The sequence below is a fragment of the Pseudomonas sp. Irchel s3f19 genome, assembly GCF_900187555.1.
Classification (GTDB): domain Bacteria; phylum Pseudomonadota; class Gammaproteobacteria; order Pseudomonadales; family Pseudomonadaceae; genus Aquipseudomonas; species Aquipseudomonas capeferrum.
Window position 1 is genome coordinate 255,961 of sequence record NZ_FYDW01000004.1, and the last position, 20,933, is coordinate 276,893.

At 62.9% G+C, this 20,933-nt stretch carries 19 protein-coding genes; 7 read left to right on the top strand and 12 right to left on the bottom strand.

Annotation, left to right across the window (positions count from 1 at the left end; all coding sequences use genetic code 11):
- Positions 1-248: 248 nt before the first annotated feature.
- Genes CKW22_RS13100 through ttgA form a run of 3 tightly spaced genes read right to left on the bottom strand, consistent with a single transcriptional unit; the run spans position 249 to position 6,010 of the window.
- Entirely contained in the window at positions 249-1,703 is a 1,455-nt protein-coding gene (locus tag CKW22_RS13100; protein WP_033702755.1) for an AdeC/AdeK/OprM family multidrug efflux complex outer membrane factor, read from the bottom strand.
- On the bottom strand, positions 1,700-4,852 hold the full coding sequence (gene ttgB / locus CKW22_RS13105; RefSeq protein WP_095064212.1) for a multidrug efflux RND transporter permease subunit TtgB: 3,153 nt from the start codon (positions 4,850-4,852) through the stop codon (positions 1,700-1,702). Before ttgB ends, CKW22_RS13100 begins: the two co-directional genes overlap by 4 nt.
- 3 nt (positions 4,853-4,855) lie before the next feature.
- Complete coding sequence (ttgA, locus tag CKW22_RS13110; protein WP_033702753.1) at positions 4,856-6,010, bottom strand: toluene efflux RND transporter periplasmic adaptor subunit TtgA; 1,155 nt, start codon at positions 6,008-6,010, stop codon at positions 4,856-4,858.
- A 255-nt stretch (positions 6,011-6,265) separates the two neighbouring features.
- Between ttgA and ttgR the strand changes: the two genes are divergently transcribed.
- Positions 6,266-6,898, top strand: a complete 633-nt coding sequence (gene ttgR / locus CKW22_RS13115; RefSeq protein WP_033702752.1) for an efflux transport transcriptional regulator TtgR — start codon at positions 6,266-6,268, stop codon at positions 6,896-6,898.
- 83 nt (positions 6,899-6,981) lie between these two features.
- Here the strand turns inward: ttgR and CKW22_RS13120 are convergent, their stop codons facing one another.
- Complete coding sequence (locus tag CKW22_RS13120) at positions 6,982-8,433, bottom strand: MDR family MFS transporter (RefSeq protein WP_033702751.1); 1,452 nt, start codon at positions 8,431-8,433, stop codon at positions 6,982-6,984.
- Positions 8,434-8,780: 347 nt separating this feature from the next.
- Here CKW22_RS13120 and CKW22_RS13125 point away from each other — a divergent pair, with 347 nt between their 5' ends.
- On the top strand, positions 8,781-9,650 hold the full coding sequence (locus CKW22_RS13125; RefSeq protein ID WP_095064213.1) for an oxaloacetate decarboxylase: 870 nt from the start codon (positions 8,781-8,783) through the stop codon (positions 9,648-9,650).
- Positions 9,651-9,669: 19 nt separating this feature from the next.
- Here the strand turns inward: CKW22_RS13125 and CKW22_RS27530 are convergent, their stop codons facing one another.
- A complete protein-coding gene (locus CKW22_RS27530) occupies positions 9,670-9,843 on the bottom strand; it encodes a hypothetical protein (protein WP_167334470.1) in 174 nt (57 codons plus the stop codon).
- A 68-nt stretch (positions 9,844-9,911) separates the two neighbouring features.
- The gene (locus CKW22_RS13130) at positions 9,912-10,820 is read right to left on the bottom strand and encodes a LysR family transcriptional regulator (protein WP_033702749.1); all 909 of its coding nucleotides are present in this window, start codon (positions 10,818-10,820) and stop codon (positions 9,912-9,914) included.
- 103 nt (positions 10,821-10,923) lie between these two features.
- Here CKW22_RS13130 and CKW22_RS13135 point away from each other — a divergent pair, with 103 nt between their 5' ends.
- Both CKW22_RS13135 and CKW22_RS13140 read left to right on the top strand, forming a co-directional pair.
- Complete coding sequence (locus CKW22_RS13135; RefSeq protein WP_047583965.1) at positions 10,924-11,799, top strand: MBL fold metallo-hydrolase; 876 nt, start codon at positions 10,924-10,926, stop codon at positions 11,797-11,799.
- Positions 11,800-11,826: 27 nt separating this feature from the next.
- The gene (locus CKW22_RS13140) at positions 11,827-12,441 is read left to right on the top strand and encodes an NAD(P)-dependent oxidoreductase (protein ID WP_033702747.1); all 615 of its coding nucleotides are present in this window, start codon (positions 11,827-11,829) and stop codon (positions 12,439-12,441) included.
- Between the two features lie 99 nt (positions 12,442-12,540).
- Here the strand turns inward: CKW22_RS13140 and CKW22_RS13145 are convergent, their stop codons facing one another.
- Positions 12,541-13,425 (bottom strand): LysR substrate-binding domain-containing protein, encoded by an 885-nt coding sequence (locus CKW22_RS13145; RefSeq protein WP_033702746.1) that lies wholly within the window; start codon positions 13,423-13,425, stop codon positions 12,541-12,543.
- 114 nt (positions 13,426-13,539) lie between these two features.
- On the opposite strand from CKW22_RS13145, the gene CKW22_RS13150 reads away from it, so the two are divergent.
- Entirely contained in the window at positions 13,540-15,177 is a 1,638-nt protein-coding gene (locus tag CKW22_RS13150) for a 5-guanidino-2-oxopentanoate decarboxylase (RefSeq protein WP_033702745.1), read from the top strand.
- A gap of 50 nt (positions 15,178-15,227) precedes the next feature.
- Here CKW22_RS13150 and CKW22_RS13155 read toward each other — a convergent pair whose 3' ends face one another.
- A complete protein-coding gene (locus CKW22_RS13155) occupies positions 15,228-16,148 on the bottom strand; it encodes an AraC family transcriptional regulator (protein WP_033702744.1) in 921 nt (306 codons plus the stop codon).
- A gap of 200 nt (positions 16,149-16,348) precedes the next feature.
- On the opposite strand from CKW22_RS13155, the gene CKW22_RS13160 reads away from it, so the two are divergent.
- Positions 16,349-16,642, top strand: a complete 294-nt coding sequence (locus CKW22_RS13160; RefSeq protein ID WP_033702743.1) for a putative quinol monooxygenase — start codon at positions 16,349-16,351, stop codon at positions 16,640-16,642.
- Positions 16,643-16,664: 22 nt separating this feature from the next.
- On the top strand, positions 16,665-16,931 hold the full coding sequence (locus tag CKW22_RS13165; protein ID WP_033702742.1) for a hypothetical protein: 267 nt from the start codon (positions 16,665-16,667) through the stop codon (positions 16,929-16,931).
- Here CKW22_RS13165 and CKW22_RS13170 read toward each other — a convergent pair whose 3' ends face one another.
- The 4 genes from CKW22_RS13170 to CKW22_RS13185 all read right to left on the bottom strand — a co-directional run bounded on the left by CKW22_RS13170 (position 16,932) and on the right by CKW22_RS13185 (position 20,880).
- Positions 16,932-17,543: a flavin reductase family protein gene (locus CKW22_RS13170; protein ID WP_033702741.1), complete on the bottom strand. Its 612-nt coding sequence runs from the start codon at positions 17,541-17,543 to the stop codon at positions 16,932-16,934.
- Between the two features lie 118 nt (positions 17,544-17,661).
- Positions 17,662-17,988, bottom strand: a complete 327-nt coding sequence (locus tag CKW22_RS13175; protein WP_047583608.1) for a hypothetical protein — start codon at positions 17,986-17,988, stop codon at positions 17,662-17,664.
- A gap of 277 nt (positions 17,989-18,265) precedes the next feature.
- Positions 18,266-19,405 carry a Fic family protein gene (locus CKW22_RS13180; RefSeq protein WP_095064214.1) on the bottom strand — a complete coding sequence of 380 codons (1,140 nt, stop codon included), beginning with the start codon at positions 19,403-19,405 and terminating at the stop codon, positions 18,266-18,268.
- A gap of 155 nt (positions 19,406-19,560) precedes the next feature.
- Positions 19,561-20,880, bottom strand: coding sequence for an MFS transporter (locus tag CKW22_RS13185; RefSeq protein WP_033702996.1), 1,320 nt, complete (start codon positions 20,878-20,880; stop codon positions 19,561-19,563).
- Positions 20,881-20,933 lie beyond the last annotated feature (53 nt).

Sequence of the window (20,933 nt, forward strand, 5' to 3'; positions counted from 1 at the left end):
GATCTCTTGTTTTTATGGGCGAGCCGTTGCGCTGCAGGATGCGGCCTGCAGGTGCGGGTCTTTGATGAACGTGGGCAACGTTGCGTGAGCGGATGGTGCGGGGAAGGGAAGGGGCGAGGCAATTCGTCGCAGACGGTATGGGGCGATAATCGAACGGAATGTTCCAGATGGTTAATTGTTTGCCTGCCCAGGCAAGCGACAACAAAAAGCCCACCGCGAGGGTGGGCTTGATGTTGCTACCAGGGCATTCAGCCTTTCGGTGTTGCCACCGAAGCCTGCTGATTGGCCTGCCCGGTCTGCTCGTACCAGCCGCCGCCGAGCGCCTTGTACAGGTTGACCTCGCTGGTCAGCTGCGACAGGCGATCACCGATCAGTGCCTGCTGGGCGCTGAACAGGTTACGTTGGGCGTCGAGGAAGGTCAGGTTGCTGTCGATACCGATACGGTAGCGACGCTCGGCCAGGCGGTAGTAGTCCTGGTTGGCCTGCACCAGGTCACGCTGGGCCTGCAACTGCTCTTCGAAGGTCTTGCGCGCCGCCAGGCCATCGGAGACTTCCTGGAAGGCGGTCTGGATGGTCTTCTCGTACTTGGCGACGTTGATGTCCTTCTGGATCTTCGAGTAGTCCAGGCTGGCCTTCAGGCTGCCGGCGTTGAAGATCGGCAGGTTGATCTGCGGCTGGAACAACCAGGTGCCCGAACCGCCTTTGAACAGGCCGTCCATGTCGGTACTCAAGGTGCCGGCGTTGGCGGTCAGGCTGATGCTCGGGAAGAACGCTGCACGGGCCGCGCCGATGTTGGCGTTGGCGGCCTTGAGCAGGTGCTCGGCTTCCTGGATGTCCGGGCGACGCTGAAGGATGTCCGACGGCAGGCCGGCCGGTACTTCGGCCAGCTGGTCGGCGTTCAGCTCCAGCGGCTGGGGCAGGTTGGCCGGTACGCCGGTACCCAGCAGCACAGTCAGGCTGTTGAGGTCCTGGGCAACCAGGCGCTGGTACTGCGAGTACTTGACCCGCGCGCCTTCCACGGCGGTGCGTGCCTGGCTGAGGTCGAGCGCCGAGGCGACACCGACTTCATTGCTGCGACGGGTCAGGTTGTAGCTTTCCTGGTAGGTCTTCAGGGTGTCTTCGGTCAGCTTGAACAACGCCTGATCCGCCTGCCAGGTGTAGTAGGCGTTGGCCACGCTGGCCACCAGGGCGATCTGCGTGGAGCGCCGTGCCTGTTCACTGGACAGGTAGGTTTCCAGCGCTTGCTCGCTAAGGCTGCGCACACGGCCGAAAAGGTCCAGCTCATAGGCACTGACGCCGAGAGTGGCCGAGTACTGGCTGGTGATACCGGCTTGGCCGGTCTGCGACATGTCTGCCGGTACCCGCTGGCGGCTGCCGCTGCCAGTGGCCGAAACCGCCGGGAACAGGTCGGCCCGCTGGATGCGGTACTGCGCGCGGTAGGCGTCGATGTTCAGCGCCGCGACACGCAGGTCGCGGTTGTTCACCAGCGAGGTCTGAATCAGCTGCTGCAGCGCCGGGTCGTGGAAGAACTGGCGCCAGCCCTGTTCGGCGGCAGCAACGTCTGCCGATTGGGTCGGCGAATACGCAGGGCCTTGCGGCCACTGCGCTGCCACCGGCGCTTCCGGGGTCTGGTAATCAGGGATCAGCGAGCAACCGCCAAGAATGAAAGCGGTTACCGCCAGGGACAACAAAGACTTGGTCATTGCCCAGCCTCATAACGTGGAGTTTCAGGGGTGTCGTCTTTTTTCGGCTCTTTGCTGCCAAACATCGACGACACTGCGACGAAGAATAGCGGTACCCAGAAGATTGCCAGCACGGTCGCACTGATCATGCCGCCGATCACGCCGGTGCCGATCGCATGCTGGCTGCCGGCGCCTGCGCCGCTGGCGATGGTCAACGGTACCACGCCGAGGATGAACGCCAGCGAGGTCATGATGATCGGGCGCAGACGCATGCGGCACGCCTCGATCGCAGCGTCGTACAGGCTGCGGCCCTGCTCGTGCAGCTCTTTGGCGAACTCGACGATCAGGATCGCGTTCTTCGCCGCCAGGCCGATGGTGGTCAACAGGCCGACCAGGAAGTACACGTCGTTGGACAAACCGCGCAGGCTGGCGGCGATCAGGGCACCGATGATACCCAGCGGTACCACCAGCACGACCGCGATCGGGATCGACCAGCTTTCGTACAACGCTGCCAGGCACAGGAACACGAACAGAATCGAGAGGGCGAACAGTGCCGGCATCTGCGAGCCGGAGAGTTTTTCCTCGTAGGACATGCCCGTCCAGGAGAAGCCGATACCGTCCGGCAGCTCGCCAGCGATGCGTTCCACTTCAGCCATGGCCTCACCGGTACTGTAGCCCGGCGCTGGCGCACCAAGGATTTCCATCGCCTCGACGCCGTTGTAACGGGACAGCTTCGGCGAGCCGTAGGTCCATTCGCCCTTGGCGAAGGAAGAGAACGGCACCATCTCGCCCTTACCGTTGCGTACGTACCACTTCTGCAGGTCTTCCGGGCTCATCCGGGCATTGGGTTCACCCTGGATGTACACCTTCTTGACCCGGCCACGGTCGATGAAGTCGTTGACGTAGCTGGCACCCAAGGCAATCGACAGGGTGTTGTTGATGTCGGCGATGGTCACGCCCAGGGCGCTGGCACGTTCGTCATCAATGGTCAGCTGGTACTGCGGTTCATCGTTCAGGCCGTTAGGGCGCACGGCACTGAGTATCTTGCTCTGTGCAGCCTTGGCCAGGAACTGGTTGCGTGCTTCCATGAGTTTTGCATGGCCGACGCCGCCGCGGTCCTGGAGGAACACGTCGAAGCCGGTGGCGTTACCCAGTTCGAGTACCGCAGGCGGGGCGAAGGCGAACACCATCGCATCGCGGAAGGTGAAGAAGTGCTGCTGCGCACGCTGGGCCAGGGCGAACACACTGTTCTCCTGGGAGCGCTCGCCCCACGGCTTGAGCATGATGAACGCCATGCCCGAGCTTTGGCCGCGGCCGGCAAAGTTGAAGCCGTTGACGGTGAACACCGACGAAACGGTATCGGCTTCGTCCTTGAGCAGGTACTCGCGCATCTGGTCGACCACCACTTGGGTGCGTTCGGCACTGGAGCCTGCCGGGGTCTGCACCTGGGCAAACAACACGCCTTGGTCTTCTTCAGGCAGGAACGCCGTCGGGATGCGGGTGAACAGCCAGATCATGCCAACCACGATCAGTGCGTAGCCCAGCAGGAAGGGCACCTTGTTGCGCAGGATGGTGCCCACGCTGCGCTCGTAGCCGTTTACGCTGCGGTCGAAGTTGCGGTTGAACCAGCCGAAGAAACCACCTTTGGCGGTGTGGTGCTCGCCCTTCTTCAGCGGCTTGAGCATGGTTGCGCACAGTGCCGGGGTGAAGATCAGTGCCACCAGCACCGACAGGCCCATGGCCGAGACGATGGTGATGGAGAACTGGCGGTAGATCACCCCAGTGGAACCGCCGAAGAAGGCCATGGGCAGCAGTACCGCCGACAGCACCAGGGCGATACCCACCAGGGCACCCTGGATCTGCTCCATGGAACGCTTGGTGGCTTCCTTGGGTGGCAAGCCCTCCTCGGACATCACCCGCTCGACGTTCTCCACCACGACGATGGCGTCGTCCACCAGCAAGCCGATGGCCAGGACCATGGCGAACATGGTCAGGGTGTTGATGCTGAAGCCCGCAGCGGCAAGGATGCCGAAGGTACCCAGCAACACCACCGGTACGGTCATGGTGGTGATGATGGTAGCGCGGAAGTTCTGCAGGAAAAGGTACATCACCAGGAACACCAGGACCACGGCTTCGATCAGGGTGTGGATCACCCCACTGATCGATTCGGTGACCACTGGCGTGGTGTCATACGGGAACACGGCCTTCACGCCCGGCGGGAAGAACGGCTCGAGGTCGCTGATGGTCTGGCGCAGCGCCTTGGCAGTGTCCAGGGCGTTGGCGCCGGTGGCCAGCTTGACCGCCAGGCCCGAAGCCGGTTTGCCGTTGAACTGGGCACTGACCGCGTAGTTCTCGCCGCCAAGGCCAACCTCGGCGACATCACCCAGGCGTACCTGGGAACCGTCGTTGTTGACCTTGAGCAGGATCTTTTCGAACTGCTCGGCGGTCTGCAGACGGGTCTTGCCGATGATGGTGGCGTTCAGCTGGGTACCCGGCAGGGCAGGCAAGCCGCCGAGCTGGCCGGACGATACCTGCACGTTCTGCGCAGCGACCGCAGTCTTCACGTCGACCGGGGTCAGCTGGAACTTGTTCAGCTTGGCCGGATCGAGCCAGATACGCATGGCGTACTGGGCACCGAACACCTGGAAGTCACCCACGCCGGCGGTCCGCGAAACCGGGTCCTGCATGTTCGAGACGATGTAGTTGGCCAAGTCGTCCTTGGTCATGCTGCCATCTTCGGACACCAGGCCGATCACCAACAGGAAGTTTTTCACTGCCTTGGTGACACGGATACCCTGTTGCTGCACTTCCTGCGGCAACAGCGGGGTGGCCAGGTTCAGCTTGTTCTGAACCTGAACCTGCGCGGTGTCGGCGTTGGTGCCTTGCTCGAAGGTAGCGGTGATGGTCATGCTGCCGTCGGAGTTACTTTCCGAAGACACATAACGCAGGTTGTCGATACCGTTGAGCTGCTGCTCGATGACCTGCACCACGGTGTCCTGCACCGTCTGCGCCGAGGCGCCCGGGTAGGTCACGGCGATGGCGATGGCCGGTGGCGCGATGCTTGGGTACTGGTTGATCGGCAACTTCAGGATCGACAGGGCCCCGACCAGCATGATCACCAAGGCGATCACCCAGGCGAAGATCGGGCGATCGATAAAGAACTTCGACATGGTTTACTCCGCTTTGGCGTCTGCTTTCGCCGCGTTGGCCTGATCAGGGCTGGCCGGCTTGTTGACGTTGGTGGCTTCGCTGACCTTGACCTCGACGCCCGGACGCACGTATTGCAGCCCTTCGGTGATCAGGCGATCGCCCGGGTTCAGGCCTTCCTCGATCAGCCAGTCACTGCCCAGGGTACGGCTGGCCTTGAGCTGGCGCAGTTCGACCTTGTTTTCCTGGTTGACTACCAGTGCGGTCGGCGCGCCCTTGAGGTCGCGGGTCACGCCCTGCTGTGGGGCCAGGATGGCGTTGGCGTTGACCCCGGCGCGCAGGCGGGCATGCACGAACATGCCTGGCAGCAGGGTGTGGTCTGGGTTCGGGAAGATCGCACGCAGGGTCACCGAGCCTGTGGTCTCGTCGACCGAGACTTCGGAGAACTCCAGGCGGCCTTGCTGCTTGAACAGGCTGCCGTCTTCGAGCACCAGTTGCACCGAGGCGGCGTTTTCGCCGGCCTTTTGCAACTGGCCGCTTTCCAGGTCACGGCGCAGCTTGAGCAGCTCGGCGGTGGACTGGGTGACGTCGACGTAGACCGGGTCGAGTTGCTGGATGGTGGCCATGGCGTTGGTCTGACCATTGCTCACCAGCGCGCCTTCGGTAAACGCGGAACGGCCGATACGGCCGCTGATCGGTGCCAGGACTTTGGTGTAGCGCAGGTCGATCTGGGCACTCTTAAGTGCAGCCTCTGCCTGCAATCGTTTGGCATTGGCGTCGTCGTATTCCTGCTTGGACACAGCCTGTTCATCGATCAGCTGCTTGTAGCGCTCGGCCAGCGAGCGGGTGGCCTGCAGGTTGGCCTGGGCATTGGCCAGGTTGGCCTCGTAGACGGCAGGGTCGATCTGGTACAGCTGCTGGCCTTCCTTGACGTCGCTGCCTTCCTTGAAGAGGCGCTTGAGAATGATGCCATTGACCTGTGGTCGCACTTCGGCAACCCGGTAGGCACTGGTGCGCCCCGGCAATTCCGAGGTCAGGGTGAAGGCTTGCGGCTGAATGGTCACGACGCCGACCTGAGGAGCCTGCGCGGCAGGCGCTGCTTCTTCTTTCTTGCAGCCACTGAGCAGAGTTGCCAGGGCGACGGCGGAAACCAGAGCGGTAACGGCTGGCTTGAATTGCATGAGGATCCTCGGGGCGCTGGAGCAGGAGACGCTCAAGAGTAATGGAAGAGTCTGATTCAGAAAAATGCTATCCGGTGGATAAATAGCTTGCTAAGGAATATACTTACATTCATGGTTGTTTGTAAATACCGCTGCGCAGTACTTGGTGACTGCCGCAGCCCTTGATTAGCCCATTCGGGAGACGCCCTGCAGAGGCGACCCCGGCGGTTTCCCCGAGCGCGCCGTGCGCTCGGGCCCAGATGAGGTTGTACTGCCATGGTCCGTAGAACCAAAGAAGAAGCCCAGGAAACCCGCGCCCAGATCATCGAGGCGGCGGAAAAGGCCTTCTACAAGCGCGGGGTTGCGCGAACCACCTTGGCCGACATCGCCGAACTGGCGGGCGTCACCCGAGGTGCGATCTACTGGCACTTCAACAACAAGGCCGAACTGGTGCAGGCGTTGCTCGACAGCCTGCATGAAGCCCATGACCACCTTGCACGCGCGAGCGAAAGCGAGGACGAACTGGACCCGCTGGGTTGCATGCGCAAGCTGCTGCTGCAAGTGTTCAACGAGCTGGTGCTCGATGCCCGAACCCGGCGTATCAATGAAATTCTGCATCACAAGTGCGAGTTCACCGATGACATGTGTGAAATTCGCCAGCAGCGCCAGAGCACGGTGCTGGATTGCCACAAGGGCATTGCCCTGGCGCTTGCCAATGCCGCGCGCCGGGGCCAGTTGCCTGTCGAGCTGGATGTCGAGCGCGCGGCGGTGGCCATGTTTGCCTATGTCGATGGCCTGATCGGGCGCTGGTTATTGCTGCCGGACAGTTTCGACCTGCTGCGTGATGTCGAAAAATGGGTCGACACCGGGCTGGATATGCTGCGCTTGAGCCCAGCGCTGCGCAAATGACACTTTGTTAAGGATTGTGAGGGAGTGTTGCCCCATTGTATTAACGGGGCATTAAAGGCGGGGTCGCTTGCGGCCCTGCTTTATTAGTGCCCGCGCAATTGCCGGTCCGGCAACGCCAGCGCCGCCACCAACCCCAGCAGTGCAACCACACCACTGCCCATCAACAAATGCTTGAACGTCTCCAGTAACCTTGCCTGGGTCAGTGGGTCGGCCTCGCCTGCCTTCAGGCTGCCCAGCAAGGGGTTGCCCAGCAGCTCGAACCCACCCTGGTGCAGCAACGCCAGCAGCAGGCTGGACATGCACGCCACCCCCATGGCCCCCCCAAGCGAGCGGAACAGGTTGGTGGTGCTGGTGGCCACGCCAATGTCCTTGCTGGCCACCGCGCTTTGCGTGCCCACCAGCGACGTCGGAAACTGCAGCCCGCAGGCAATGCCGGTCAGCAACATGAACACGGCGCTGAGCAGCGACGACTGCGGCGGTGTCATGGCCATGGCGAAGATGGCCACCGGCATCAGCAGCGCGCCGGTGAGTATCTGCGGTTTGTAGCGCCCGGTGAGGCTGGTCATGCGGCCGCCGGTGAAGGCCCCCATCGGCAGGCCCATGGCCAGTGGCAGCAGGTGCAATGCCGCGCTGTCGGCACCTGCACCGGTGATGCCCTGGTAGCGCAAGGGCATGAGCATGGTCAGGGAAATCGACTGGAAACTGGCAAAAAATATCACCCCCCAGCACAGCACGGCGACGCGGTTGCCGAACAGGTCGAGGGGCAGCAGCGGCTCCGGGCAGCGCCGTTCATGGCCAATGAAAAGCGCCAGGCCAAGCACCGCGCAGGCGAACAGCGCCAGTACGGATGGCGCTGCCCAGGCGTGGCCCTGGCCGACCAGGGTAATGCCCAGCAGCAGGCTACCCAGGCCAACAATCAGCAACACGGCGCCGAGGTAATCGACCTGGGCCTCGCGGCGCTTGACCGGCATGTCGCGCAGTGCCCGATGGATCGCCCACAACGCGACCATTCCCAGTGGCAGGTTGATCCAGAACACCCAGCGCCAGGACAGGTACTCGGTCAGCCAGCCGCCGAGCACCGGCCCGGCGACGCTGGCCACTGCGTACATGCTGCTGAAATAGCCTTGGTAACGGCCACGTTCGCGCGGTGGCACGAAGTCGCCGATGATCGCCTGGCTGACCGACACCATGCCCCCTGCACCGACCCCTTGCAGCACACGGGCCAGCACCAGTTGCTGCATGTCCTGGGCGAGGGCGCAGGCAATCGACGCCAGGGTGAACAGCGTGATGCCGGTAAGGATCATCCGCCGCCGGCCATACAGGTCACCCAGTTTGCCGTAGATCGGCACCGCCACCGTCATCGCTACCATGTACCCGGAGATCACCCAGGCCAGCAGGCCGACATCGTTGAATTGTGCGGAAATGGCCGGCAGCGAGACGGCGACAATGGTCTGGTCCAACGCGCCGAGGAAGATGGCCAGCATCAGAGCGGTGAGCACGTTGCGCAAGACGGTCGGGGGCAGGGCGGCAGTCACGAAATTACCTTAGGCATGGCAATGAGGCCGATGAAGTGTAACCTGACTTAGGTAGCTTCCTATGTACTATCTGCATCCCCTATGCAAGATCGGCATTGGCGCATTCGTCCAGTGAGGCATGGCCGCGTGATATCGTGGCTGGACCGCAGGGGCTGTGATCCGTGGCCTGCACCAGCTTGGTGCAGCTAATTGCCGCAGGGTTTTCGTGTCGCTGTATCCCATACCTTTTATTCCTCTGCCTGCATGTCGAGCATGACCGCCCGGTTGGCGACGGTTGGAACAGGTCAGGTAGACCCGATTCAGGGGTTGGTAGCAACCGTTCAATTTCACGTTATTGCGGAGTGATCATGCCCAGGGCTTCCCACCAAGATTTGCGTTTTGCCTTCCGCGACCTGCTCGCTTCAGGTTCCTGTTACCACACAGCGTCCGTGTTCGACCCGATGTCGGCGCGCATTGCCGCTGACCTGGGTTTCGAAGTCGGTATTCTTGGTGGTTCGGTGGCTTCGCTGCAGGTGCTGGCCGCACCGGATTTTGCCTTGATCACGCTCAGCGAGTTCGTCGAACAGGCCACACGCATTGGCCGTGTGGCGCAACTGCCGGTGCTGGCCGATGCCGACCACGGCTACGGCAACGCGCTGAATGTCATGCGCACGGTCATCGAACTGGAGCGTGCCGGCGTTGCGGCACTGACCATCGAAGATACGCTGCTGCCGGCCCAGTTCGGGCGCAAGTCCACCGATTTGATTCCAGTCGATGAAGGCGTCGGCAAGATTCGCGCGGCGCTTGAAGCACGGGTCGATTCGTCGCTGTCGATCATCGCCCGCACCAACGCCGGCGTGCTGAGCACCGAAGAAATCATCGTGCGCACCCAGAGCTATCAGAAAGCCGGTGCCGACGGGATCTGCATGGTGGGGGTGAAGGATTTCGAGCAGCTCGAGCAGATTGCCGAGCACCTGACCGTGCCGTTGATGCTGGTGACCTACGCCAACCCCAACCTGCGTGATGACGAACGCCTGGCACGCCTGGGCGTGCGCATCGTGGTCGATGGCCATGCGGCGTACTTTGCTGCCATCAAGGCCACCTACGACTGCCTGCGCCTGCAGCGCGGCCAGCAGAACAGGTCCGAGAACCTCAACGCCACCGAACTCTCGCACACCTACACCCAGCCCGAGGATTACATCCGCTGGGCCAAGGAATACATGAGCGTCGAGGAGTGACCGGCAGGGCGCCGTCAGCTCAACGGACGGCGCTCAAGGTTGCGCTTTGCGGCACGCAGTGCGCGTGCTGACAATTGGCTGCCGAGCTGGGTTGGTCGCGGAGCAGTTCGACCCGCCAGCAGGCTGAGCCGTAAAGCCCGGCAACGGCAAACAGCGCCATCACCACTGCGAACCTTCTTGTCTTGATGCCCATGGTGCTCACCTCCTGTTACCGCGCCAGGTGATACCGGTAAGCGTAGGCCAATTCGCGGCGCCATGGGCTTACATCAGGTGCTTGTCCCATTCCGGCTCGTCCCGGAACCGCTGTGCGAGAAAGTCCAGCATGCTGCGCAAGGTCGCCGGCATGTGCTTGCGCGAGGTATACACCGCATTCAGGTTGAGCTCGCGCGGCCGTGCCTCGGGCAGCAGGCGCACCAGTGCGCCCGAGCGCAGCGCAGCGGCAGCCTGGTAGGTTGGCAGCATGGCAATGCCCGCACCGGCCAGTGCCGCCTTTTGCAACGTCATGGCCTCATTGGCACTGATGTTGCCCTCGACCGGGACGGCAATGGCGTGGCCCTGCACCTCGAAATGCCAGAGGCTGTGGCCGAAGTAGGCATGGGTCAGGCAATTGTGCCCGCTCAGTTCCTCAACCCGCTGCGGCGTCCCATGTTCGCGCAGGTAGCCCGGTGCCGCGCACACCACCGAGCGGCACACGGTCAGGCGCCGGGCGATCAGGTTCGGGTCCAGGTCGTTGCTGGTGCGGATGGCCAGGTCGATGCGCTCATCCACCAAGTTGACCGTGCGATCGAGCATCTGCAGTTCAACCTTCACCCCGGGATAGCGCCGAACATACGCGGCCACGGCATCCACCAGTTGCGCTTGGCCGAATGACGTACTGACGCTGATGCGCAGCGCGCCGCGGGGCGCGTCGTCCGGTTGGCGTACGGCAACCTGCAGGTCGCCGGCAAGTTCCAGCAGTTGGCGGCAGCGGGGCAGTGTCTCCTGGCCAGCGGCGGTCAGGCTCAGCTTGCGCGTGGTGCGCTGCATCAGCCGCGCTCCGACCCACTCCTCGAGTTCTGCCAGGTAGCGTGAAACCACTGGCCGCGACAGCTGCAGGTGATCCGCTGCCGCAGACTGGCTGCCCAGGTCGACAACAGTGACAAAAACGCGCATGGCGTTGAGACGGTCCATGATTTGCCCGATTTTAGAAACAAACTATGTTCGAGCATCGCATTTTTTGTCATGGATTTGGCAACTAAGCTGTTGACCATTCTTCTACAGACGGACCGTTGCGATGTCGCTATTCACTCCCTTGCGTGGCCTGTTATTGGCCTGTGTTGCGTTGACCGGCCCGGCCCTGGCTGCCGAGCCGCTGCAGCTGGAGGTCTACAACCCTGGGCACGAGGCCATTTTCCCAGTCAGTTCGGTGATTGTCAGCGGCGCCCACGATGCCATCCTGGTCGACGCCCAGTTCGGCAAGGCGCAGGCTGAACAGGTGGTCGAGCGGTTGCGTGCCGGCGGCAAGCGGCTGACCACCATCTACATCAGCCATGGCGACCCGGACTACTACTTCGGCCTCGACACGCTGACCCAGGCGTTCCCCGCCGCCAAGGTGGTCGCCTCGGCGCCCACGGTTGCGCACATTCGCCAGACCATGGACGCAAAGCTGGCCTACTGGGGCCCGCAAATGGGCGCGGACAAACCGGCGCGGCTGGTCGTGCCACAGGTCCTGGCGGGCGATCGCCTGACCCTGGAAGGCCAGACGCTCGAGGTGGTCGGCCTGGACGGGCCGCAGCCTGATCGCAGTTTTGTCTGGATTCCGTCGATCAAGGCAGTCGTCGGCGGCGTGGTGGTTGCGGAGCATATCCACGTGTGGATGGCCGATACCCAGTCGGCCCAGTCGCATGCCGACTGGCTGGGCACGCTCAAGCACATCGAGCAGTTGGCGCCGCGCACCGTGGTGCCTGGGCATTACCTGGGCCAGAGCAGCCGTTCGCTCGCCGCTGTGCGCTTCACGGCCAATTATGTTGAGGCGTTCGATGCCGAAGCCGCCAAGGCGAAAGATGCCGCTACGTTGATCGCGGCGATGAAAAAACGCTACCCGGGCCTGGCTGACGAGAGCTCGCTGGAGCTCGGTGCCAAGGTCGCCAAGGGCGAGATGAAGTGGTAATTCCGTTCAATTGATGGAGTGTTTCCCATGAGCAAGATCGCAATCATTGGTGCCACCGGCCGAGCCGGCAGCCAGTTGCTGGAAGAAGCCCTGCGCCGTGGCCACAGTGTCGTGGCCATTGCCCGCGACCCGTCGCGGCTGCAGGGGCGTGATGGGGTGACGGTCAAGGCGCTGGACGTCAAGGACAGTGCGGCGCTACAAGCGGCTGTCGCCGGTGTGGACGCGGTGTTGAGCGCTGCGCACTTTGCAACTATCGACGCGCACGCGATCATCGAGCCGGTCAAGCGCGCCGGGGTCAGGCGCCTGCTGGTGGTGGGCGGGGCCGGCAGCCTGCTGCTGCCTTCCGGGCACAGGGTGATCGACAGCCCGGACTTCCCCGAGGCCTACAAAGCCGAGGCGAGTGCCGGCGTGCGCTTTCTCGAGGTGCTGCGCCAGGAGCAGAATCTGGACTGGACGTTCCTGTCGCCGTCGGCGGAGTTTGTCGAGGGCGAGCGGAGCGGGCACTACACGCTGGGCAAGGATCATCTGCTGATCGGTGCCGACGGCAAGAGCTGGATCACCTTTGCCGACTATGCGATTGCCATGCTCGATGAGCTGGAAAAGCCGGCGCATTCGCGGGCGCGGTTTACCGTCGGGTACTGAGCCGCAGCACGGCCTCGTGTAGGAGCGGCCTTGCGTCGCGAAAGGGTCGCGGAGCGGCCCCCTACGTTCTTACAGGCGCCCAAAAACCCAGGGCCGCTCCTACAAGGGATCGCGGTTGGCGCGCGCCTGCAGCCAGTCCATCAGCTCGACCAGGCCGGCGGGCAGGTGCTTGGCCTGGCTGACCAGGTAATAGCCTTTGCCGGTCGTCACCTTCAAGCCAAAAGGCATGCACAGCCGTCCGCCGTGCAGGTCATCGCCGATCAGCGACCAATCGCCAATGGCCACCCCGGTGCCCTGCGATGCCATGGCCATTGCCATGTCCAAGGTCTCGAAGTGCTGTTTCGGCCCTTGAGCAGCAAACGTCGCGCCAGCTGCCTGCAGCCATAGCCGCCAGTCGTGCTCGTCACGCGAGGGGTGCAGGAGCATGTGGCGCATCAGGTCGTCGATCTGCGCCAGCGGCAAGGCGCCTTCCAGCAGTGAAGGCGCGCAGACAGGTGTCAGCTGCTCGTCGAACAATTTGCGAACCTGCAGGCCATGGTTCGGCAGGCTGCCGTACACCACCGCCGCATCGAAGCCTTCGCGGCGGAAGTCCACGCCATGCTGCACCGTGGTGGTCAGCTCTACCGGTACGTCGGGGCGCAGCGCCTGCCATTCCATCAGGCGTGGCAGCAGCCAACGCATGACGCAGGTCGGCGCCTTGAGCTGCAAGGTGGCGCGATGCCCACCCACTTCACGCACGCCTTGTTCGACCAGCGCAAACACCTGCTGCACCCGCGGCAACCAGTCCTGGCCTTCACGCGTCAGGCTCAGGCCGCGGGCCTGGCGCTGGAACAGGGCGTAACCGAGGTGCGCTTCTAGTGCGCCGATCTGCCGGCTGACGGCGCCTTGAGTGATGTGCAACTGCTGCCCCGCACGGGTGAAGTTGCAGTGCTGGGCTGTGACCAGGAAGGTGTACAGGGCGGGCAGGGGCGGTAGCCGTTTCATTGCATTAAGCCATGACGTGGAGACATGGCTAGTATGTGTTTTTTTGCATTGTGGCGATAGCGTTGGCTTGGGTCCAATACGGGCAGATTCCAACAAGACTCAAGGTAAAAACACATGGCAACCTGCGGCGAAGTACTGGTCAAACTCCTTGAAGGCTATGGTGTGGACCATGTCTTCGGCATTCCAGGCGTGCATACCGTCGAGCTCTATCGCGGCCTGGCGGCTTCTTCCATTCGTCATATCACCCCGCGCCACGAGCAAGGCGCCGGGTTCATGGCCGACGGATATGCCCGGACCCGGGGCAAACCAGGGGTGTGCTTCATCATCACCGGCCCTGGGATGACCAACATCACCACCGCCATGGGCCAGGCCTATGCCGATTCGATCCCGATGCTGGTGATTTCCAGCGTGCAATCGCGCGATCAACTGGGCGGCGGCCGCGGCAAGCTGCACGAGTTGCCGAACCAGGCTGCATTGGTGTCGGGCGTGGCAGCCTTCTCGCAGACCCTGATGAGCGCCAACGACCTGCCACAGGTACTGGCCCGCGCCTTTGCCGTGTTCGAGGGCGCCCGCCCGCGCCCTGTGCATATCGAGATCCCACTGGACGTGCTGGTCGAGCCAGCCGATCACTTGCTGCCAGGCCGCCCGGTGCGCAGCAGCCGCGCAGGTGCCGCCCCCCAGGCCGTAGCGTTGATGGCCGAGCGCCTGGCCAAGGCCAAGCGCCCGCTGATTCTGGCGGGTGGTGGTGCGTTGAGCGCTGGCGCCCCCTTGGCCCGCCTGGCAGAGCTGCTGCAGGCACCGGTAGCATTGACGATCAATGCCAAGGGGTTGCTGGCGTCCGATCACCCGTTGCAAATCGGCTCCACCCAGTCGCTGCCGGCCACGCGGGCGCTGGTGGCCGAAGCGGACGTGGTGCTGGCCATCGGTACCGAACTTGCCGAAACCGACTATGACGTGACCTTCAAGGGCGGCTTCGAGATCCCGGGCAGTCTGCTGCGGATCGACATCGACCCGGACCAGACAGTGCGCAACTACCTGCCCGAGCTGGCGTTGGTCGCCGATGCCGAACTGGCCGCCGAGGCGCTGTGCGCGGCCTTGCAGGGGCAGCCGCTGCCAGCGCGTGACGGTGGCTGGGGGCAGCCGCGCGTGCAGCAGCTGCGCCAGGCCCTGGCGAGCGGCTGGGACCAGCCGACCCTGAGCCAGACCCGCCTGCTGAGCAGTATCCTCGAGCGCCTGCCCAACGCCATTCTGGTCGGCGATTCGACCCAGCCGGTGTACTCCGGCAACCTCACGCTGGACATGGACCAGCCGCGCCGTTGGTTCAATGCCTCGACCGGTTACGGCACACTGGGCTATGCATTGCCAGCGGCGATGGGCGCCTGGCTGGGCAGCGCCGCGCAAATCGCCGAGCGTGCGCCGTCGGTTTGCCTGATCGGCGATGGTGGCTTGCAGTTCACCCTGCCGGAGCTGGCCAGTGCGGTGGAGGCCCAGGTACCGCTGATCGTGCTGTTGTGGAACAACCAAGGGTACGAGGAAATCAAGAAGTACATGGTCAATCGCGACATCGAACCGGTCGGCGTGGATATCCATACCCCAGACTTCATCGGCGTGGCACGGGCCTTGGGCGCCGAAGCGGAGCATGTGGTTGATGTCGCGCAGTTGCAGGCGGCGTTGGGGCGTGCGGTGGAGCGCAAGGGGCCGACCTTGATTCAGGTTGACCAGAATCAGTGGCAGGCGGCGGTGGTCGCGTAAAAAGCTGCCGGCCTGTACCGACCCCTTCGCCGGTACAGGCCGTGCACAACTTACCCGGCCGGGGCCCGCAACCGTGCCACATCGCGAATCGGCGGCGCGCCGTACAGCCTGCTGTATTCGCGGCTGAACTGCGACGGGCTTTCATACCCGACCCGATAGCCCGCCACTGCGGCTTCAAGCCCGTCATTGAGCATCAACCGCCGTGCCTCTTGCAGGCGCAATTGCTTTTGGTACTGCAGTGGGCTCATGGACGTCACGGCCTTGAACCGATGGTGCAAGGTCGAGGTGCTGAGGTTGACCTCCCGGGCCAGGTCCTCGATGCGCAACGGCTGCTGGAAGTTCTGGTTGAGCCAGGTAATGGCCTGGCAGACTCGGTGGGTCTGGCTGTTGGCCAAGGCGATCTCATACAGCCGATAGCCCTGCGGGCCACGCAGCAGGCGGTAGAGAATTTCTCGGCGGAACAGCGGCGCCAGCATGGCAATGTCCCGTGGCGAATCCAGCAGGCGGATCAGCCGCAGCAGCGCGTCAAGCAACTGTGCGTCGGTCCTCTCCACATACAGCCCACGGCCGGACGGCAGGTTGGGCACCAACATCGGCCCACTTTCGGCGATCAGTTGGCTGATTTCGGCTGGGTCAAGATCCAGTCGCAAGCCCAGGCTGGGGTTTTCGGGGCTGGCATCGAGTTTGGCCGCGCTGATCGGCAAGGTCACCGACACCACCATGTAGTGCAGCGGGTCATAGGCGTACTGCTCGTCACCGAGGAACAGGCTTTTGCTGCCCTGTGCCAGGATGCACAACGCCGGCAACGCCAAGGTAGGCATGGCGCGGATGTTTTCCGTGTAGCGCACCAGATACAGGTCGTCGATGGCCGACACCGTGCCTTGGGGCTCGCCGGCATGGCGGCGGATCAGCTCGGCCAGCTCCTGGCGTTGCACTTCCAGGGACGGCTCGATGGGCGTGGCGGTGGTCATGATGGTTTCCTCTACTGACTGACGCAGCATAGGTTTGGGCAATGGCGGGCGCTAGTCGAAAGCTGCACGGCGATTGCCTGATCCTGCCGTGCTGCAGGATCAGGCAATCGCCGTGCAGTAATAGCCTAACGCGTCGCGCGCGCCAGCCTCTAACCTTGGCAGCCTGGTTTTTCGTCCGCCTGCTTCAAGGAGATCGTGCAATGACCCAACGACAACCGGTCACCCACTTGGCTTTCATTCGTGCCAGCAGCGGACGTTCGGCAGAGCTGGGCGCGCGCCTGCGCGATCTGCTCGAGCCTTCTTTGCGTACACCGGGTTGCCTTAGCTTCACGGTCCAGCGCTCGCAGGCCGACGCCGACCTTTGGCTGCTCAGCGGCAGCTGGCGCGACCAGCAGGCGATGAGCGGCTACTTCGCGTCACCGACCCTGGAGGTGTTCGGTGAGCTGGTGCAGGCTCAGGTGGTCAGCAGCCTGGATTTGCATACCTTCGATTGATCGCTGGTGTGTGCAGGTTAGAATGCCGCCCTCGATCAATGGCGCGGAGCGCAGCATGGCACGTAGAGAATTCCCGCAGTTCGAAGCGGTTTCGGCGATGGTCCCGGTGGAAGGGGGTGGCTACAACGCGGCCATTGCGGTGAAAGCGCTTGGCATGGGCGGCGCCCCGCGCTTTCACAAGGTACTGGACGGCCAGGTGTTCAAGGGCGCCATGGCGGCCGACGAGGCCGCCTGCGCCGAACTCGAACGCCTGCAGGGCGTCAGTGATGAGGGCGAGCTGATCTGGTGATCAGTTGCCCGCCTGCGGCCTGGCCATCTTGAACAGGTTGCCCAGTTCGAAGTAATCCGCCGGGCCGCCACCACGCAAGATCGGCTCGGCGGCAGCGGTATCGTAGATGCCGTCCTTGAGCAGGTGCTCGGCAATGTGCACCGCCACCACTTCACCCAGGATCAGCCAGCTGGGCACCAGCGCCTGGTCCGCCCGCTGCAGCTGGACGATCTGGCTGACCTTGCACTCGAACGCCACCGGCGTTTCGCCTACGCGGGGCACCTGCACCACACGCGACGGTGCTGGCGTCAGGCCGCTCAACGCGAACTCATCGATGTCTGCCGCTACCGCCGCACAGCTCTGGTTCATCGCCTCGGCCAAAGGCCGGGTCGCCAGGTTCCAGACAAACTCGCCGGTCTGCTCGATGTTGTTCAGGCTGTCTTTGCGCCCGACACTACAGAAACCGATGATCGGCGGGATGTAGTTGAAGGCGTTGAAAAAACTGTAGGGCGCCAGGTTCAGGCGGCCTTCGCGGTCGTGGGACGAGATCCAGCCAATGGGGCGGGGGCCGACGATGGCGTTGAAGGGGTCGTGGGGCAGGCCGTGGCCTTTGGCAGGTTCGTAGTAATACATCGGTGCTGGGCTTGCTTGCCCTACCTCTTGGGGACGAAGGCTTCTAGTGTGCCAAGCCTGTGCCCGCCTGAAAATGATCAAGCCCGGCCGAAGCCGGGCTGGGTACGCGCATCAGGGGTCAGCTGATGCGGTGAGCGTTGGTGCGATCGAAGCCGTCTTCGGCGAAGCGCTGGCCGCCGGTGCGGTCGAAGCCATCTTCAGCGAAGCGTTGGGCGCCAGTGCGGTCGTAGCCGTCCTCGGCGAAGCGTTGGCCGCCGGTGCGGTCGAAGCCGTCTTCGGTGAAGCGTTGGCCGCCGGTGCGGTCAAAACCGTCTTCGGCGTAAGTGGCGGCTTGGGTTTGCACCGCTGCGAAGGTATGGGCATTGGTACGATCGAAGCCGTCTTCGGCGAAGGCGCCAGCAGCGAAAACCGAAAGGGCCAGGGTGAGGATCAGTTTGTTTTTCATGGTCGTTGCTCCAGGGGGGCGAGGGGTTGTTGTTTCTATGGGTTTAATCCTACGCTTATAAAATTGATTAAAAAGCGCAAAAAATAGCGTCTAAATATCGTTTTAATCGATTGGTTAGCCCATGCTGACGGTGAATCAGGCGGTGGGCCTGAGGTGTATTGTCTGGGCGCGGATCATCGCTTCGTCAGCCCTTGCAGAATGACGGCGTGAAATTAATGGGGCGTTAAGATCGAAAATCAGTCTTTATGGCCACCTATTACCAGCGGCGTGAACCCCGTCAGGCGCTTGGGATGTCCTGAGTATTGATGCGATAACGTGTGCTGCGCCCTCCACCTGGCAGGCGGGTCAGGCAAGCCTTGTCGAGCAGGTCGGTGAGGTGACGGGTTGCGGTGGCCTTGGAGACTTTCGCCACGGCCTGGTACTGCGCGGCATTGATACCGTCTTCGAAGCCGCGTGGGCCTCCGTCGAGCAGCCTGTTAAGTACCTTGACCTGTTCGGGCAACAGGCCGTCCGCGCGGTGTGTTTGCCAGAACCTGGCTTTGCTGAGTATCCGGTCGATATTCAGCAAAGCCTGTTCGAGACTGCGTAGCAGGGTTTCGAGAAACCAGGTCAGCCAGCGGGTGATATCAAGGTCGCCTTTCTGACTGCTCTCCAATATCTGGTAATAGCCAGTCCGGTCTTCGAGGATGCTTGCAGACATGGCATAGAAACTAATCGCCTGCCGCTCTGCCTGAGCCAGCGCCAAGTCGGTGATGGCCCGGGTCAGGCGGCCATTGCCATCGTCGAAAGGGTGCAGCGTGACGAACCAGAAATGCGCGATGCCTGCACGTAACAGCGGGTCCAGGTTGGTTGCTTGGCGGCTGCTGGCAAACCAGTCGAGAAAAGCATCGACCTGTCCTTCCAGGCTATCACGGGGCGGTGCCTGGAAATGTACCGTGGGCTTGTCGAGGCGTCCTGAAATCACCTGCATCGGTGCCTCGGCACGCAGCTGGCCCACCCGTATCGCTTTGCTCAGGCTTTCTTCCACCGCAGGGAACAACCAGTGATGCCAGGTGAACAGACGCTGCAAGGTCAGCGGCTGGTCGTACCCTTGCGTCGCATCCAGCATCAGTTGCGCGAGCCCTTCGCTGCGGACAGTGGTCGGGCCTTGTTCATGGATGCCCAAGCGTCGTGCGAGCGAGGAGCGCACGGAACCCACGTTCAACTGTTCACCCTCGATCGCCGACGAAGTGACAATGTTCTGCAGGAGGGTATCCAGGATGTTCTGGCACTCACTGAGCGCGTCGATGGAGCCGATCTTGCCCAGTAAGCGTCCTTGCCTGTCGACGCAACCGCGTAGCAAGGCCCCGATTGGCTCGCTTTGCCATTGGAAATGGGGCCAGTCGGGTTGCTGCCAGATCCACATTGGGCTGTTCATGATCGTTTCACTCCACCCGTGAGCCGAATGAGCTGTCTATTCGGCTCATTATGTGAGCCGAATAATAGCGCTATTCGGCTCACGTACGGTGACCCACCGCAAAAAAGGGGCGCCCCCATGAAGGAGCGCCCCTGTTCAAGACCCGCGGACCTGAATCAGTCAGTGGTGATCCGCGAATGCTGCTTGGTGTCTTTCATGGTGGCATACACCAGCAGCGAGCAGGCGATGCAGCCGGTGACGTACCAGTAGAAGCCGGTTTCCATGCCGTTGCTCTTGAACCACAGGGCCACGTATTCGGCGGTGCCGCCGAAGATCGATACGGTCAGGGCGTACGGCAGGCCAACGCCCAGGGCGCGGATCTCGGTCGGGAACAACTCGGCTTTGACCACTGCGTTGATCGAGGTGTAGCCGCTGACGATGATCAGCGCAGCCATGATCAGGAAGAACGCGCCCCACCAGCTTTGCACGGTGTGCAGGGTGCTGAGGATCGGCACGGTGAACAGGGTGCCGAGCACACCGAAGGCGATCAGGATCGGGCGTCGGCCGATCTTGTCGGACAAGCCGCCGACCAGCGGTTGCAGGCACATGAACAGGAACAGCGTGGCGGCCGAGATGGTGGTCGAGTCGGTGATGCTCATGCCCACCGTGTTGACCAGGTACTTCTGCATGTAAGTGGTGTAGGTGTAGAAGGCCAGAGTGCCGCCCATGGTCAGGCCGACCACGGTCATCAGCTCTTTGGGATGACGCATCAGGGTGCGCATCAGGCTTTCCTTGGCCTTCTCCTTCTTGGTGAAGGAGGTGGTCTCTTCCATGCCGCGACGCAGGTACAGCGCAACCACCGCGCACAGCGCGCCGATCACGAAGGGCACACGCCAGCCCCAGGCATACAGCTGCTCGGTAGTCAGCGTCTGCTGCAGGATGATCAGCACCGCCAGGGCGATGAGCTGGCCAGAGATCAGGGTCACGTACTGGAAGCTGGAGAAGAAGCCACGGCGTTCCTTGCTGGCCATCTCGCTGAGGTAGGTGGCCGAGGTGCCGTACTCACCGCCCACCGACAGGCCCTGCAGCAAGCGCGCAAGCACCAGCAGAATTGGGGCGGCGACGCCGATGGTTTCATAGCCAGGGGTCAGGGCAATGACCAGGGAGCCTGCGCACATCAGCAGCACCGAGGCCATCAGTGCGGCCTTGCGGCCTTTGCGGTCGGCGTACAGGCCCATCAGCCAGCCACCGATCGGGCGCATGAGGAAGCCCACGGCGAAGATCGCGGCGGTGTTGAGCAGTTGTGCAGTGGTGTCGCCGGCAGGGAAGAACGCTTTGGCGAAGTACAGCGAGAATGCGGCGTAGACGTACCAGTCGTACCATTCGACCATGTTGCCGATGGACCCGCTGAAGATCGACTTCAGGCGGCTGGCGGTGGTTTTTTCTGCGGTCGGCGCAATGGCCGCCCCGGTGGGCAGGGAGGTGGCGTTATCCATCAGGGATACCTTCTCGTTGTTTTTGTGGAGCGCGCCGGAGCGCTGCTTGCCAC